The following is a 13660-nucleotide window of genomic DNA, read 5'->3' on the forward strand; positions in this document are numbered from 1 at the left end:
CCTGCCGTCCGTGCCGCTTCGGATGGAGCTCACCGCCGCTACGGGCGACCCCGGCGTGGAGCGGCCCCGTCCGACACGTCCGGGCCCCGTCGTCGGGGGAGGGCCTCGGTGAGGTCGCCCGCGTGAGCCGGCGCCTGCGGTCGCGCACCGGTCGCGTCGGGCGGCGACAGCCGGATCTCCGCCCGGCACCCGGGCCCGTGGTTGGCGATCGAGAGGCTGCCGCCCTGGGCGTGCACGAGGCCACGGGCGACCGCGAGGCCCAGTCCCGCTCCGGCCCGATCGGTGGGCGTGCGGGCGCCGGTCCCGCGGAACCCGACCTCGAAGATGCGGGGGAGCTCGGCGTCGGGGATGCCGCCGCAGCCGTCCTCGACACGGATCCACACCGTACCCTCCGCCGCACCTGCGGTGAGCAGGACGGAGCCGCCGGCCGGGGTGTGCCGGACGGCGTTGCCGAGCAGGTTGCCCAGGACCCGGAGCAGGTCGGTCTCGCTGCCCAGGGCGTGTGGCCAGTCCCCGGGCCGGTCGGCGTCCACAGTGACCCCGGCGGCCCGCGCGACCTCCGCCCCGGCGGCGACGGCCTCGGAGGCCACCTCGGCCAGGGACACACGTTGCAGGTTGAGCTGCAGGGTTCCGGAGGTGGCCCGCGAGAGCTGGAACAGGTCGTCGACCATGCCCGACATCCGCAGGGTCTCGTGGCGGATCCGGCTGACGTACTCACGGACCTCGGCCGGGTCGCTGACCACCTGGTCGAGCACGGCGTCGGTCATCGCGCGGACCCCGGCCAGCGGCGAGCGGAGGTCGTGGCTCATCCCGGCCACCAGGTCCCGGCGGGACTGCTCGGCCTGTCGCTCGGCGGCGCGCGCCTCGTGCTGCCACAACGCCTCGCGGGCCAGGGTGCGGCCCAGCAGCAGAGCGGCGGGCACGGTCACGACCGCGGCGACCAGACAGGCGACGAGGGTCCCCAGCAGCTGGGGCGTGTACATGAACCCGGACACGACGAGGACGCCGGAGAACGCGGCGACCAGGGGCAGGATCACCAGCGCCGTCGTCGCCGCGGACAGGGAACGGCGCCGGAGCCGCTGCAGCAGCGCCACACCGAGCCCGGTCACCGCCAGCGTGATGAGGACGGCGGGCAGCGCGGCCAGCAGGACCTCGCTCAGCACGGTGACGCCGTCCGGTCGTAGCGATAGCCGACGCCCCAGACCGTGGCGATCCGACGGGGACGGGTCGGGTCGCGTTCGACCTTCTCCCGGAGCCGTCGCACGTGGACGGTGACCGTGGACTGGTCACCGAACTCCCATCCCCAGACACCGGCCAGCAGCTCGGGCCGGGTGAAGGCCCGGCCCGGATGCAGCAGCAGGTACTCGAGCAGGTCGTACTCGCGGCCGGTCAGGCTCAACGGTGCACCGGCGAGGACGGCCCGGCGGGCACCGCGGTCCAGGTGCAGGTCGCCGTCGACGAGGATGCCGGAGCCCACCGCCGGGGCGGCCCTGCGGAGCACGGAGGCGACCCGCAGGGTCAGCTCGCGCGGACTGAACGGCTTGGTGACGTAGTCGTCGGCGCCGAGCTCGAGCCCGCGGACGCGGTCGTGCTCCTCGCCGAGCGCGGTGAGCAGCACGACCGGAAGGTCCGGCCGCTGCGCCTTCAGCTCCCGGCAGACCGACAGGCCGTGCCGGCCGGGCAGCATGAGGTCGAGGACGACCACATCGGGCGCCCGCTCCAGCGCCGTCCGCAGACCGGTCACACCGTCCGCGGCCTCGAGCACCTCGTGCCCACCGTCGCCGAGGTAGCGCCGGACGACCTCCCGGACGTTCTCGTCGTCCTCCACGAGCAGGACCCGCGCGGCAGCCACCACGGTGACCCTAGGCCGTCGCGCGGTGATCCCGGGGGATCCGTCACCGATCGGTAAGAACTGCCCGGCGGCCAGTTGTTAGGGGTTTCTTACGGACCCCGGCGAAGCCCCCACCCCCGGGCATCCGCTCCCTACGTTCGGCTCCGTCCACGACGAAGGAGCCGGTATGACCGAGACGGGCACCGCCCCACCGCCCCGAGGGGCCCGTCCACCGGGTCCCCGCTTCCGCAGCCCCATCCGGGGTCCGTGGCTCACCGCCGTCCTCGGTGTGGTGCTGCTGGTGGGGCTTCCGGTCGTCGCGGTGACGGGGCTGCTCGACTACGTCGCCTACGGCCCCGGCCAACAGATTCCGGGCGACGTCGGGCTGCTGCGCCCACCCGACATCGTGTTCCCGTCGGACCCGCCGTGGCTGTTCCGGCTCACCCAGGGCGTCCATGTCGGACTCGGACTCGTCCTGATCCCGGTCGTGCTGGCGAAGCTGTGGTCGGTCCTGCCGGCCCTGTTCGTGTTCCCGCCGGTCCGCAGCGTCGCCCACCTGCTGGAGCGGCTGTCGCTACCGCTGCTGGTGGGGAGCATCCTGTTCGAGATCGTCACCGGTGTTCTCAACATCCAGTACGACTACGTGTTCGGCTTCAGCTTCTACACCGCGCACTACCTGGGCGCCTGGGTGTTCATGGCGGCCTTCGCCGTCCATGTCGTCCTGAAGCTCCCCGCGGCGGTCCGCGCCCTGCGGTCCCGGTCGCTGCGGGCCGAGCTGCGCACACCGCTGTCCCGGACACGTCCGGAGGAGACCGGCGGCGATCTCGTCGCGGAACGACCGGCCGCACCGACCATGAGCCGGCGGGGCGCCCTGGCCGTGGTGGGCGGCGGCTCACTGCTGATCGCCGCGCTCACGGTCGGGCAGACCGTGGAGCCGCTGCGTCCGCTCGCGTTCCTGCTGCCGCGGGGACGGGTGCCGGACGGCCCTCCCGGCAACGACTTCCCGATCAACCGGACCGCGGCCGCGGCGGGGATCGACCGGTCCGCCGTCGACCCGGAGGTCTGGCGTCTGGAGCTCGTCGGCGGCCCGGCACCGTTCGTCCTCGACCGGGCCCGGCTCCTCGACGGCGGTGCGGAGCTGCCGCTGCACACCGCGACCCTGCCGCTGGCGTGCGTGGAGGGCTGGTCGGCCGTGCGCACGTGGACCGGGGTGCGGCTGCGGGACCTGGCCGCGCTGGCGGGCGTCCCCACCCCGGCGTCGGCGGTGGTGACCTCCTTCGACCCGGGCGGGTTCGGCCGGGCGGCGGTGCCGGGGGCCCGGGTGCTCCATCCCGACAGCCTGCTGGCCCTGCGGGTGGACGGCCACGACCTGTCGCTCGACCACGGCTTCCCCGCTCGGATCATCACCCCCTCCACCCCTGGCGTGCACTGCACGAAATGGGTCCGCTCCATCGACTTCCGGGAGGCGTGATGACGCGCTTCACGAGCGTCTACGGTGCCGGGCCGGGACACCTGCTCCTCCTCGTCGCAGGCTTCGCCGTGGCCGGCTACGCAGCGCTGCTGCTGCTCGACGACCCCTCCGCGCTCCGCATCCTCGTCTGGTTCGTCGGGGTGGCCCTCGTGCACGACGTCGTCCTGTTCCCGCTCTACTCCGCAGTGGACCGCGCACTGACCACCGTCTCCGGACGGCTGCACCGCCACGGACGGATCCCGCTCGTCAACCACGTCCGGTTGCCGCTCCTGGCGTCCGGGCTCACGTTGCTCGTCTTCCTCCCCGGCATCGTCCGCCAGGGCGAGGAGACCCATCTGGCGGCGACGGGCTTCGACCAGCAGCCCTATGCCACGGCCTGGTTCCTGCTGGTCGCCGTGTTCGCCGGCACGTCCGCCCTGGTCTACGTCCTCCGCTCGGCACACGCCGCGCTGACCGGGGACCGGTGATGCGCCCCGCACCGCGGGCAACCCTCGTCGACGACCTGCTGAGCGGGGAGGCCTTCGAGGTCCACCACCCCACCGGGTCGCTGCAGCTGCTCGATCCGGCGCGCTGGCGGGCCGGCCCCGGCCCCACGGACATCGACGTGGTGCGGCGGTGCACCGGACCGACCCCGGACCTCGGGTGCGGGCCGGGCCGGCTCGTACGGGCAGGCCCTGCGGGACCGGGCGGCGCGCCACTGCCTCACCGTCCGCGGCCGGTGGGCCGCGCGACCGGGCCGCGGCGACATCGTGGAGCTGGCCAGGGCCCGGCGCCCCGTCCCCGTGTGCTGATCCGTGCCGTCAGGCCGCCGCGCACGCCGGACCGGTCACCCCCGTGGACTCGCTTCGTCGGTGCCGCTGTCAGGCGCTGCACCCCGCGATCCCACCGTCCACCGGCAGGACGACGCCGGTGACGTACGACCCGGCGGGCGAGGCGAGGTAGCGGATGGCGCCGACGATGTCGTCCGCGGTGCCGAGCCGCCGGAGCGGAACGGCCTTCTCCAGCAGCGCCCGGCCGGAATCCGACGCGAGCGCCGCGGCCGTCATGTCACTCGGGAACGCACCCGGTGCGACCGCGTTGACGAGCACCCGATCCGGCGCGAGGACGGCGGCGAGGTGGCGGGTCATCATGTGCACCGCGGCCTTGCTCGCCGAGTATGAGTAGTTCTCGAACATCGGTACCCGCAGCCCGTCGACCGACCCGATGTTCACCACCCGTGCCGGGTGCTCGGCGCTCGCCGCGCGGCGCAGCGCCGGCAGCAGCGCCGTGGTGAGCTCGAACAGGCCGACGACGTTGGTGCTCAGCACGCGGTCCCATCCCTTGCGGGGAAAGGTGTCGAGCGGGGCGCCCCAGGTCACGCCCGCGTTGTTGACCAGCACGTCGAGGGACCCGCCGAACTCCGTGTCCACGCCGTCGCGCACGGCGGCGATCCCCTCGGGCGTGCTCACGTCCGCGGGCACCGCGGGGCAGCCGAGCCGTTCACCCGCCGCCCGGCACGCGTCGGCCTTGCGGGAGGTCACCAGGACCCGGGCCCCGGCGTCGAGCAGACCCTCGGCGACCATCGCACCGATGCCCCGGGTCCCGCCGGTGACGACGACCGTCCGGCCGGTGACGTCGAACAGGTCCGTCATGCGTCCGCCGCCGGGTTCCAGTCCAGGTCGGTCGCCACCGGCTCGGAGCCGACGGCCAGGGCCGCGGCGACGAGGGCCGGGCCGAGCAGGTCGGACTCGGTCATCCCCTCGACCGGGCAGCAGCGCTGCACGTCGTTCAGGATGCGTGGCGGCGTGTCGGCGACGCCGATCCCCGCGTGCTCGGCCCACTTCTGCGTGGAGTTGCGGAAGTACCGGGTCACCGTCGGGGGCACGATCTGGTTCGCCGGGTCGCTCATCGCCTCCTCCAGCGTGACGAACTGGACGCCGGCGGCCGCGTACGCGGCCAGCACCTCGGCGTAGGCGTCGGCGGCGATCGGGGTGCCGTGGATGAGCGCGATGTGGGGCGGCTGCCTGCCGAACACTTCCCGGGCCGCGGCGGCCTGGTTGCGGAGCGCGTCGACCGCCGTCTCGGCGAACCGGCGTCGCACCCAGGCCGCGGCCTCGGTGTCGCCGGTGCTCAGGGTGCGCAGGTAGGCCACGAGGAACTGCACGTCGTAGAACCAGTGGGTGATCGGTGCGGGCAGGAGGCCACGACGGGCGAGGTGGGTCTGCACCCGGTCGGTCTTGTCCCGCGTGTCGCCCCACATGTCGAAGGCGTAGCGGAAGTACCGGGTGGGAGCCTTCGCCAGCCACGGTTCGAGCAGCTCGAGGTTGCGGTCGAGATCGGCGACGTAGGACGGGACGTCGGTCCAGTTGAGACTGGCGTGCGAGTGGGTGTGCGCCGCGACGTGGTGGCCGCGTGCGGTCCAGCGGTCGAGCGCCGAGAGCCAGTGCGGGTGGTCCTCGACCGGCGCGGTGGAGGTGAACGCGTACACCTCCGGGACCCGGTACCGCTCGAACGCGTCGCACAGCCGGCCGAGCACGACGTCGGGGTCGTAGCCGGCAGGGAAGCCGGCGCCTCTCCACATGAACGGGTCGTCGAGCGTGACGGCGAGCCGCAGCGGCTCCTGCGCGCGTCCGCTCTCGTCGCTGAGCGCGGTGGTGTCGGTCATGGGTCGAGCGTGGGGGGCGCCGCCGGACCCCCGCGACCCGTCCGGCGCACACCGCCCGGTGTGGTCCCGGCACACCCGGGCGGGCCGCGGACGGCCCTACGATGCGCCCATGCCGAGCTCCGGGACCGGAGCCGGGCCGACGACGCCGTCGCACCCACCCGCCGCGGAGTTCGTCACCTGGCTCGACCAGTGCACCGCCCGCATCGTCGAGGACATGTACGACGCCGTCGTCGCCGCCACCCCCGCGGTGGCGCTCGACGACACGGACCGTCGTCTGCTCCGCGAGGCCCTGGACTCCCACGTACCGCTGCTGCGGGATGCGGCACGGTCGGCGACGCCAGGGGTGCGGATACAGCTGGGCCGGCCTGCGGAACGCTGGGCCCGCCGCCGGGCCAGGGCCGGGACCGACCTGGCCGACCTGGTCCTCGCCTACGACGCCGCCGCGGACGTGATCGTCGCGACCTTCGCGGCGCACCTGCGCGAGACCGCCGTGCCCGACGCCCGCAGGGCCGACGCCCTCGAGACCGTGCTGGACCAGCTCTTCCGCTACCTGCGCACCGCCTGCGCCTCCGCGACCGCGGCCTACGTCCAGGAGCGCGAGCTCCTGCGTCAGCGCGACGCCTCCGACCTCCGGGCGGTGCTCGCCGACGTGCTCGCGGGAACCGCGGAGGCCGGAGCGGCCGAGGCGCGCCTGGGCTACCGCTTCGCGGACACCCACACCGCCTTCGTGATCTGGGGTCCGCACGCCACCTCCGCCGAGCTCGACAGTGCGGTCGCCCGGCTGCGCGCCCTCGCCCGTCCCCGTCAGCTCGTCGCGGTCCCGGACGGCCCCACGGCCGTCCACGGCTGGTTCTCCGGTGGCGAGGTCGAGGACTGGACGTCCGGCACGTCGGGACTACGGCTGGCCCTCGGCAGCCTGCACCGGGGGATCGCCGGGTTCCGTGCCTCGCACCGGGAGGCGGCGCAGGCACACCGGCTCGCCACGCACCGGGTCGACGGCCCGCTGGTCCGGTTCGACGACGTCGTGGTGCTGGCCCTGGCCGACGGTGACCCCGATCTCGCCGCGCCCTGGGCGGGAGCCCTGCTCGGCCCTCTCGCCGACCCCGCCCACACCGAGCTCCTGCAGACCCTGCGGATCTGGCTGGCCGAGCTGGGCAGCCCGACCCGCACGGCCCGCAGGCTCACCGTGCACCCCAACACCGTCGTGAAGCGGCTCGAACGGGTCGCGGCGCTGCTCCCGGTGCCGGTGGATCCGAGGTCCGCGGTGCTGCGGGTCGCGGTCGAGCTCGCGCCCCTCACCCGAGGCTGACCACCAGTTTCCCCACGTGGTCGCCGCCGAAGGAGTCGACGAACGTCCCGACGACGTTGTCGAAGCCCTCCACCACCGTCTCGAACGCACGCAGCCTGCCCGCCTCGACCTGCGCTCCGAGCTCGGCCTCGCACTGCGCCGCACGGTCGGCGTGATCGACCACGATGAACCCCTCGGCCCGGATGCGCTTGGTCACCAGCAGGCCGAAGTTCCGCGGCCCCGGGGGCCGGACGACGTCGTTGTACCCGGCGATCAGGCCGCACAGCGCCATCCGGCCCCCGTTGTTCATCCGGTCCAGGACGGCCTCCATCAGCGGTCCGCCGACGTTCTCGAACACCGCGTCCACCCCGTCCGGGGTCGCGTCGCGGAGCTGGTCCGCCCAGTCGTCGGCCCGGTGGTCGACGACCGCGTCGACACCGAGGGTGCCGGTGAGCAGCGCGCACTTGCGCGGGCCGCCCGCACTCGCGACGACGCGCGCCCCTGCGAGCCGGGCCAGCTGGACCGCGGTCGAACCGACCGCGCCGGCGGCGGCGGACACGAACACCGTCTCCCCCGCACGCGGCGCGCAGATGTCCCCCATGCCCACCCACGCCGTCAGGCCCGTCATACCGAGGACGCCCAGCCGTGCGGTCGAGGCGTCGGGGAGCCGGTCCCACCGCTGCGGGTCCTCGATCAGCACCTCCTCCTGCCAGCCGGTGAACCCACGGAGCACGTCCCCCGGAGCGAGGTCCGGGTGCCGGGACTCCTCGACCACGGCGATACCGAGCGAGCGGACGACCTCGCCCACCCCGACCGGCGGGAGGTAGCTCGGACGGTCGTCGAGCCAGCCGCGGATGGCCGGGTCGATGCTGAGGTGGCGGGTCCGTGCCCGGACCCCGCCCTCGGGACAGGGCCGTCGGTCGACGTCGACCTGCGCGAAGTCGGAGCTCCGGATCCGGCCGTGGGGCCGCTGGGCGAGAACGACGGAATGAGGCACCTCCCCAGGCTGGGGGCGACACCGGGAGCCGGCCATGGTGCCGGGCACCACCGTGCGGTGGTGGCCGGGCATCTGGGCGGACGATCCCGGCGTACCTAGCGTCCGGTGGATGCCGGACACCCTGCTCTCCGCCTTCGACGCCCACGTGACCGCCGATCCGGACGCCGTCGCACTCCGCTCGGGCGACGGCGCGGTGCACTGGACCCGGCGCGAGTACGCCGGGCGGGCGGTCCGGCTCGCGTCCGCGTTCAGTGCGCTCGGGGTCCGCCCGGGCGACACCGTCGCGCTCCTGGTCGGGAACCGGCCGGAGTGGCAGCTCAGCGACCTCGCGGCGCTGATGGCCGGCGCGACACCGTTCTCCCTGTACGTCACCGCACCCCCTCCGGAGTCCGCCGAGCTCGTCGCCCGGGCGGGCGCCCGGCTGCTGGTCGCCGATCCCGACCTGCTGCGGGCGGGCCACGTCCCGGCCGGTGTCCCGGTCGTCACCGTCGACGAGCTGGACCGGCTGCCGGCCGATCCCGCGTTCGTCCCCCACGAGCCGGATCCGGACGACGTCGCGACCCTGATCTTCACCTCGGGGACGACCGGGAGGCCCAAGGGCGTGGAGCTCACCCACGCAGCGATCGTCTTCCAGCTCCGCGCCCTGGACTCCGTCGTCGGGCTGGAGGGCGGCGCGACGGTCTCCTACCTCCCCCACGCGCACATCGTCGACCGGGTGATCGGCCATTACGCCGCGCTGGTCGGCGGCACGAGCGTGACGACCGTGGCCGACCCGGCCACGCTGTTCGACGTCCTCCGGCAGGTCCGGCCGCGGCTGTTCACCTCGGTGCCCCGGATCTGGCAGCGCATCGAACGGCAGATGCGCGACCTGCTCCGCGACGGCGCCGGCCAGGAGCAGCTGGCCCCCCGGTTCGGGCTCGACGGCGCGCAGTGGCTGATCACGGGGTCGGCGCCGCTACCGGCCTCGACCCACGAGTTCTTCGCCTCGGTCGGACTCCCCCTGCACGACCTCTGGGGTCTGAGCGAGACCACCGCCGTCGCGACCTACACCGGGCCGGGCGACGCCTACCGGGACCGGGCCGGGACGGTCGGCCGCCCGCTCCCCGGCACCGCCGTCCGGATCGACGACGACGGCGAGATCCTCGTGCACGGACCCCATCTCGCCCGCGGCTACCGCGGCGATCCGCAGGCCACGGCGGACTCGTTCGTCGACGGATGGTTCCGGACCGGGGACCTCGGGGAGTGGCGGGGCGGGTTCCTCAGGGTCACGGGCCGCAAGAAGGACCTCATCGTCACCGCGGGCGGGGAGAACATCTCGCCCAGCCGGATCGAGGACATCCTCGCGGAGTCGTCCCTGGTCGACCAGGTCCTCGTCGTCGGCGACGGACGGCCCTTCCTCGTCGCCCTCGTCGTGCCCGATTTCACCGAGCTCGCCCTCCACGGGCTGCACGGTGCTCCCGAGCAGGTCGTCGCCGACCCACGGACCCGTACGCTGCTCGAGGCGGAGCTCGACACCGCGAACCGGAAGCTCGGCAAGGCCGAGCGGGTCCGGGCCCACGCCGTCCTGCCGCGCGCCTGGACCGGTGACTCCGGCGAGCTCACCCCGACGCTCAAACTGCGGCGTGCGGCAGTCGAGCGGAGCCACCGCGCCGTCGTCGACGAGCTCTACGCCGACGGTGGGGCGAATCGGGTCTGACCCGGCTCCGGTACGGCCGCCGGTCGACCGGTGCCGGCCGGCGGCCGGTCGAACCTCACACCGGGTCGACTCGACCCGGCCGCGACGACACGGATTCGACTGCACGGTGTCCGCACCACCCGCCCGCATCGGCGCGCGGATCTCACCGGACGGCACCTCGGTCGCCTACCTCGCCCCGTGGCGGGACCGGCTCAACGTGATCGTCCGCGATCTCGACGGGGGCTGGCCGTCGTGGAACCTCGTGCCGTGCCGCAACGCCCTTCACGGGTATTCCGACAGCCTGTAGATGAGGCCGGTGCGCTGTGTGAACAGAGCCGCCTTGGGGAGTCGAACCCCAGACCTACGCATTACGAGTGCGTCGCTCTAACCGACTGAGCTAAGGCGGCGTGGTGCGAAGCAAGTGTAGCGACCGCGCTCCCGCCCCCTCACAAGCCCCCACCGGTCACCCGGAGAAGGGGAAACGCGGCCCCGGCTCCCACGGCCCGCCGTCGTAGCGCCAGAGCGCGAGGCCGGGGACGCCGGCGTCCCACGGGGCGAACCCGGCGGCCAGGTCGTCGTGCAGCGCCCGGGCCACGGCCGGGGTGACCTTGTTCTGGACGGTCACGTGCAGGTCGGCCTTCCCGGCGTCCTGCCGGGTGAGGCGCGGCCGCCACCGCTCGGCGACGCCGCGGCGCAGCGCGGTCAGCTCGGGGCAGTCGAGGGTGAACGCGACCCCGCGGCCGAGGAGCCGCAGGCCGGTGACGAGGGCGGTCATCGGGGCGCGGTCGGTCGCGGCGGTGAGGTCGGTGGCGAGCTCGGCGGCGGCGTCGCCGGGCAGGGCGTGGAACAGGGTCAGGTGCGCGGCGAGGTGGTTGCGCCCGGCCGGGAAGTGCCGTTCGCGCAGGTCGTCGAACCGGGCCTGCGTGGCGTCGTCGAGCAGGGCCGTGAGGATCAGCGGCCGGTCATCCACGGTGCAGGGCCGTCATCATGGCCTCGACGGCGATCCGCGGCTTCACGTTCTGCTCCAGCGCGTCGCGGCAGGCGAGCACCGCCTCCAGGCGACGCAGGCTCGACTCCGGGCCCCACTCGGCGGCGGCCACCCGGATCTCGCGGTCGCGGTCCGGGTTGGTCAGCGGCACCGTCGCGCCGGTCGCGGCGACGATCGCGTCCCGGTAGAAGCCGGCGAGGTCGACCAGGGCGCGGTCGAGCGCGTCCCGCTGGGTCCGGGTGGCCCGGCTCTTCTGGCGCTTCTCCAGGTCCCGCTCGGCCGCCTTCGCCGAGCGGGCCGCCGACGCGGCACCCTTGCCCGTGCCGCCGGCGCCCATCGCGACGGCCAGCTCCTCGCGCTCGGACTCGTCGCGGGAGGACCGCAGCTCGTCGGCCTCGGCTTCGGCCGCGCGGATCAGCACGTCGGCGTGGAAGAACGCGTCGCCGAGGCGGCGGAGCTTCGTGGGCACGCCGAGGATCTCCTCGCGCCGGGCGCGGGCCTGCGGGTCGCGGGCGAGGCGCCGTGCGCGGCCGACGTGGCCGCCGCACACCGACGCCGCCCACTGCGCCTGGTCCGGGTCGATGCCGTCGCGGTCGCGCAGCACCCCGGCGACGGCCTCGGGCGCCGGACTGCGCAGGTGCACCATCCGGCAGCGCGACCGGATGGTGACGGGCACGTCGTCGGGGTGGTCCGACGGCGCGCACAGCAGGAACACCGTCTCGGGCGCCGGCTCCTCGACCGCCTTGAGCAGCGCGTTCGACGCGCCCTCGGTGAGCCGGTCGGCGTCGGCGATGATCACGATCTGCCAGGTCCCGGTGGCGGGCTTCCGGGCGGCGAGCTGGACGAGCGAGCGCATCTCGGCGACCGAGATGGACAGCCCCTCGGGGACGATCTCGCGGACGTCGGAGTGGGTGCCGGCCATGACGGTCCGGCAGGCCGTGCACTCGCCGCAGCCGTGGTAGCGGCACTGCAGGGCGGCCGCGAAGGCGCGTGCGGCGTTCGACCGGCCGGAGCCGGGCGGACCGGTGAACAGCCAGGCGTGGGTCATCGCCGTCGGGTCCGACGCCGCCCCGTCCAGCTCGGCGACGGCGGCGGGCTGGCCCACCACGTCGTCCCACACGCTCACGACGCCCCCTCCTCCGTCATCTGCCGGCGTGCGACGACGCCGACCACCGCCGCCAGGATGCCGCCCCCGGCGAGGACGAACCGCGTGCCGTCGACCAGCAGCGCGGTGTCGCCGACGGTCACCGTCCGCGTCGCCACGACGCCGACGACGATCGGCACCACCGACATCGCCCCCAGCAGCACCAGCCGCACCAGGGACTGGACGAACGCGTTGACCCGACCACGGATCCCGTCGGCGACCTCGGTGCCGATGACCGTGAGCCCGGTCAGGAACGCGACCCCGGCGAACGCACCCACGCACAGCACCGCGGCGATCGCCATGAACAGGTGCACCGCCACCGCCACGACGACCAACGACCCCCCGGCCCCGATGATCGCGCTGCCGAACAGCCGCCGGTGCGGCACCCGCCGGGCCAGCACCGGACCGACGGCCATGCCCGCGGCGAGACCGGCGAACACCGACGCGAACAGGATCGAGTACGCCGCATCCCCGCCGCCGAGGCTCGACGCGTAGAGCTTGGCCGTCGCGATCACGGCGCCGCCCGCGGTGAACGCGCCGATGATCCCGACGACCAGCCCGCGCACGAGGGGGGTGCGGACGACGAAGGTGTAGCCGTCGCGCAGCAGGAACAGCATCGACGGCGGGGCGTGCCGCCGCTCGGCCTCGGTGGCCCGGCCGGAGATCTCCGGGATCGCGAAGTACACGACCAGCGCCGAGACCAGGAACGCGAACCCGTTGACGCACAGCGCCGCGTAGACGGTGGTCGCCTGGTCCGCGCCGAACAGCGGGCCGACCTTGCTGACCAGCGCGAAGAGCCCCGCACCCCCGACGACGGCGACGCCGTAGGTCACCAGCAGGCTCAGCTGCGCCGCACTCTCCATCTGGGCCGGGCTGCGCAGCAGGTTCGGGACCGCCGCGTCCTTCGCCGGGATCCAGAACATGGTGCACAGCTCGAGGAGCAGGGTCACGACCAGCAGCCACCACAGCTGCCCGACGAACGGGATCGACAGCAGCAGCACGAACTTCGTGAGGTCACAGGTCACCATGACCTTGCGCCGGTCGAAGCGGTCGGCGAGCACCCCGGCGAGCGGCCCGAACAGCAGCGACGGCACCAGTTTGGTGGCGACGACGCCCCCGAGCGCGAAGCTCTGCGCGGTGAACCCGGCGCCCGCGGTGAGGTGGGTGGCCAGCGACGTGAGCGCCAGCAGCGCCAGCCACTCGCCGGTCGCGGTGACCGCGGTGACCGACCAGAGCCTGCGGAAGGCGGGGATCGCGAGGACCGACGTCAGGCGGTGCGACGTCGACGACGGGGTCGTGATCGCGGCTCACCTCCTCCTCACCCGGCACGGCGTGCGGATCTTCAGGCTAGACCGGGCGACCGACAGCGGACGCGCTGCCTCAGACGATGGTGGACAGCGTCTGGACGAGGATCACCAGGTAGATCAGGACGAAGACGATCGTGAACACCCGGGCCCCGACCCGGCCGCGGGTCAGCCGCGAGAAGCCGAGCAGGCCGTTGTCGAGGTCGACCGGGGGCCGGGCGGACACCGCGGGCGGCCGGTAGACCGTGCCGACGGGCTCGTCGCCGTCCGCGCGGGGGCGACGCGGGGCGGGCAGCCGGGGCACCGGGCCGGTCGGCG

The 13660-nt window shown here is 74.3% G+C and carries 14 protein-coding genes and 1 tRNA gene; 5 read left to right on the forward strand and 10 right to left on the reverse strand.

Annotated features, from left to right (window positions below; translation table 11 throughout):
* Positions 1 to 38 precede the first annotated feature (38 nt).
* Positions 39 to 1163: a sensor histidine kinase KdpD gene (locus NH602_RS05720; protein ID WP_179761565.1), complete on the reverse strand. Its 1125-nt coding sequence runs from the start codon at positions 1161 to 1163 to the stop codon at positions 39 to 41.
* The gene (locus tag NH602_RS05725) at positions 1157 to 1855 is read right to left on the reverse strand and encodes a response regulator transcription factor (protein ID WP_179761564.1); all 699 of its coding nucleotides are present in this window, start codon (positions 1853 to 1855) and stop codon (positions 1157 to 1159) included. Before NH602_RS05725 ends, NH602_RS05720 begins: the two co-directional genes overlap by 7 nt.
* Before the next feature lie 163 nt (positions 1856 to 2018).
* Here NH602_RS05725 and NH602_RS05730 point away from each other — a divergent pair, with 163 nt between their 5' ends.
* Together NH602_RS05730 and NH602_RS05735 are read left to right on the forward strand one after the other, a co-directional pair.
* A complete protein-coding gene (locus NH602_RS05730) occupies positions 2019 to 3302 on the forward strand; it encodes a molybdopterin-dependent oxidoreductase (protein WP_253067215.1) in 1284 nt (427 codons plus the stop codon).
* Positions 3302 to 3769: a hypothetical protein gene (locus NH602_RS05735; RefSeq protein ID WP_253067216.1), complete on the forward strand. Its 468-nt coding sequence runs from the start codon at positions 3302 to 3304 to the stop codon at positions 3767 to 3769. The genes NH602_RS05730 and NH602_RS05735 overlap by 1 nt, the downstream gene beginning before the upstream one ends.
* Positions 3770 to 4162: 393 nt before the next feature.
* On the opposite strand, the gene NH602_RS05740 is transcribed toward NH602_RS05735, so the two are convergent.
* Both NH602_RS05740 and NH602_RS05745 read right to left on the reverse strand, forming a co-directional pair.
* Positions 4163 to 4933: an SDR family oxidoreductase gene (locus tag NH602_RS05740; protein WP_179761561.1), complete on the reverse strand. Its 771-nt coding sequence runs from the start codon at positions 4931 to 4933 to the stop codon at positions 4163 to 4165.
* Positions 4930 to 5946 carry a polysaccharide deacetylase family protein gene (locus NH602_RS05745; RefSeq protein WP_179761560.1) on the reverse strand — a complete coding sequence of 339 codons (1017 nt, stop codon included), beginning with the start codon at positions 5944 to 5946 and terminating at the stop codon, positions 4930 to 4932. The genes NH602_RS05740 and NH602_RS05745 overlap by 4 nt, the downstream gene beginning before the upstream one ends.
* Before the next feature lie 109 nt (positions 5947 to 6055).
* On the opposite strand from NH602_RS05745, the gene NH602_RS05750 reads away from it, so the two are divergent.
* Positions 6056 to 7255: a CdaR family transcriptional regulator gene (locus NH602_RS05750; RefSeq protein WP_253067217.1), complete on the forward strand. Its 1200-nt coding sequence runs from the start codon at positions 6056 to 6058 to the stop codon at positions 7253 to 7255.
* On the opposite strand, the gene NH602_RS05755 is transcribed toward NH602_RS05750, so the two are convergent.
* Positions 7242 to 8231, reverse strand: coding sequence for a zinc-binding dehydrogenase (locus NH602_RS05755; protein WP_253067218.1), 990 nt, complete (start codon positions 8229 to 8231; stop codon positions 7242 to 7244). The two genes, NH602_RS05750 and NH602_RS05755, sit on opposite strands and share 14 nt — an antisense overlap.
* Before the next feature lie 109 nt (positions 8232 to 8340).
* Between NH602_RS05755 and NH602_RS05760 the strand changes: the two genes are divergently transcribed.
* Both NH602_RS05760 and NH602_RS05765 read left to right on the forward strand, forming a co-directional pair.
* Entirely contained in the window at positions 8341 to 9927 is a 1587-nt protein-coding gene (locus NH602_RS05760) for a long-chain fatty acid--CoA ligase (protein WP_253067219.1), read from the forward strand.
* A gap of 106 nt (positions 9928 to 10033) precedes the next feature.
* Positions 10034 to 10213, forward strand: a complete 180-nt coding sequence (locus NH602_RS05765) for a hypothetical protein (protein ID WP_253067220.1) — start codon at positions 10034 to 10036, stop codon at positions 10211 to 10213.
* 26 nt (positions 10214 to 10239) lie between these two features.
* On the opposite strand, the gene NH602_RS05770 is transcribed toward NH602_RS05765, so the two are convergent.
* The 5 genes from NH602_RS05770 to NH602_RS05790 all read right to left on the reverse strand — a co-directional run.
* A tRNA-Thr gene (locus NH602_RS05770) sits at positions 10240 to 10313 on the reverse strand.
* A 56-nt stretch (positions 10314 to 10369) separates the two neighbouring features.
* A complete protein-coding gene (locus NH602_RS05775) occupies positions 10370 to 10876 on the reverse strand; it encodes a 2'-5' RNA ligase family protein (protein ID WP_179761557.1) in 507 nt (168 codons plus the stop codon).
* Positions 10869 to 12020: a DNA polymerase III subunit delta' gene (locus NH602_RS05780; protein WP_179761556.1), complete on the reverse strand. Its 1152-nt coding sequence runs from the start codon at positions 12018 to 12020 to the stop codon at positions 10869 to 10871. The genes NH602_RS05775 and NH602_RS05780 overlap by 8 nt, the downstream gene beginning before the upstream one ends.
* A complete protein-coding gene (locus NH602_RS05785; protein ID WP_179762987.1) occupies positions 12017 to 13339 on the reverse strand; it encodes an MFS transporter in 1323 nt (440 codons plus the stop codon). The genes NH602_RS05780 and NH602_RS05785 overlap by 4 nt, the downstream gene beginning before the upstream one ends.
* A gap of 79 nt (positions 13340 to 13418) precedes the next feature.
* The coding region (locus tag NH602_RS05790) for a hypothetical protein (RefSeq protein WP_253067221.1) at positions 13419 to 13660 on the reverse strand (242 nt) is incomplete at its 5' end.

Source organism: Pseudonocardia sp. McavD-2-B, assembly GCF_024124365.1.
Taxonomy (GTDB): domain Bacteria; phylum Actinomycetota; class Actinomycetes; order Mycobacteriales; family Pseudonocardiaceae; genus Pseudonocardia; species Pseudonocardia alni.

Bases quoted from the DNA above. Each gene is read 5' to 3' on its own strand.
- NH602_RS05760 (WP_253067219.1), top strand. From the start codon at position 8,341: ATGCCGGACACCCTGCTCTCCGCCTTCGACGCCCACGTGACCGCCGAT.
- NH602_RS05745 (WP_179761560.1), bottom strand. From the start codon at position 5,946: ATGACCGACACCACCGCGCTCAGCGACGAGAGCGGACGCGCGCAGGAG.
- NH602_RS05750 (WP_253067217.1), top strand. From the start codon at position 6,056: ATGCCGAGCTCCGGGACCGGAGCCGGGCCGACGACGCCGTCGCACCCA.
- NH602_RS05735 (WP_253067216.1), top strand. From the start codon at position 3,302: ATGACGCGCTTCACGAGCGTCTACGGTGCCGGGCCGGGACACCTGCTC.
- NH602_RS05740 (WP_179761561.1), bottom strand. From the start codon at position 4,933: ATGACGGACCTGTTCGACGTCACCGGCCGGACGGTCGTCGTCACCGGC.
- NH602_RS05730 (WP_253067215.1), top strand. From the start codon at position 2,019: ATGACCGAGACGGGCACCGCCCCACCGCCCCGAGGGGCCCGTCCACCG.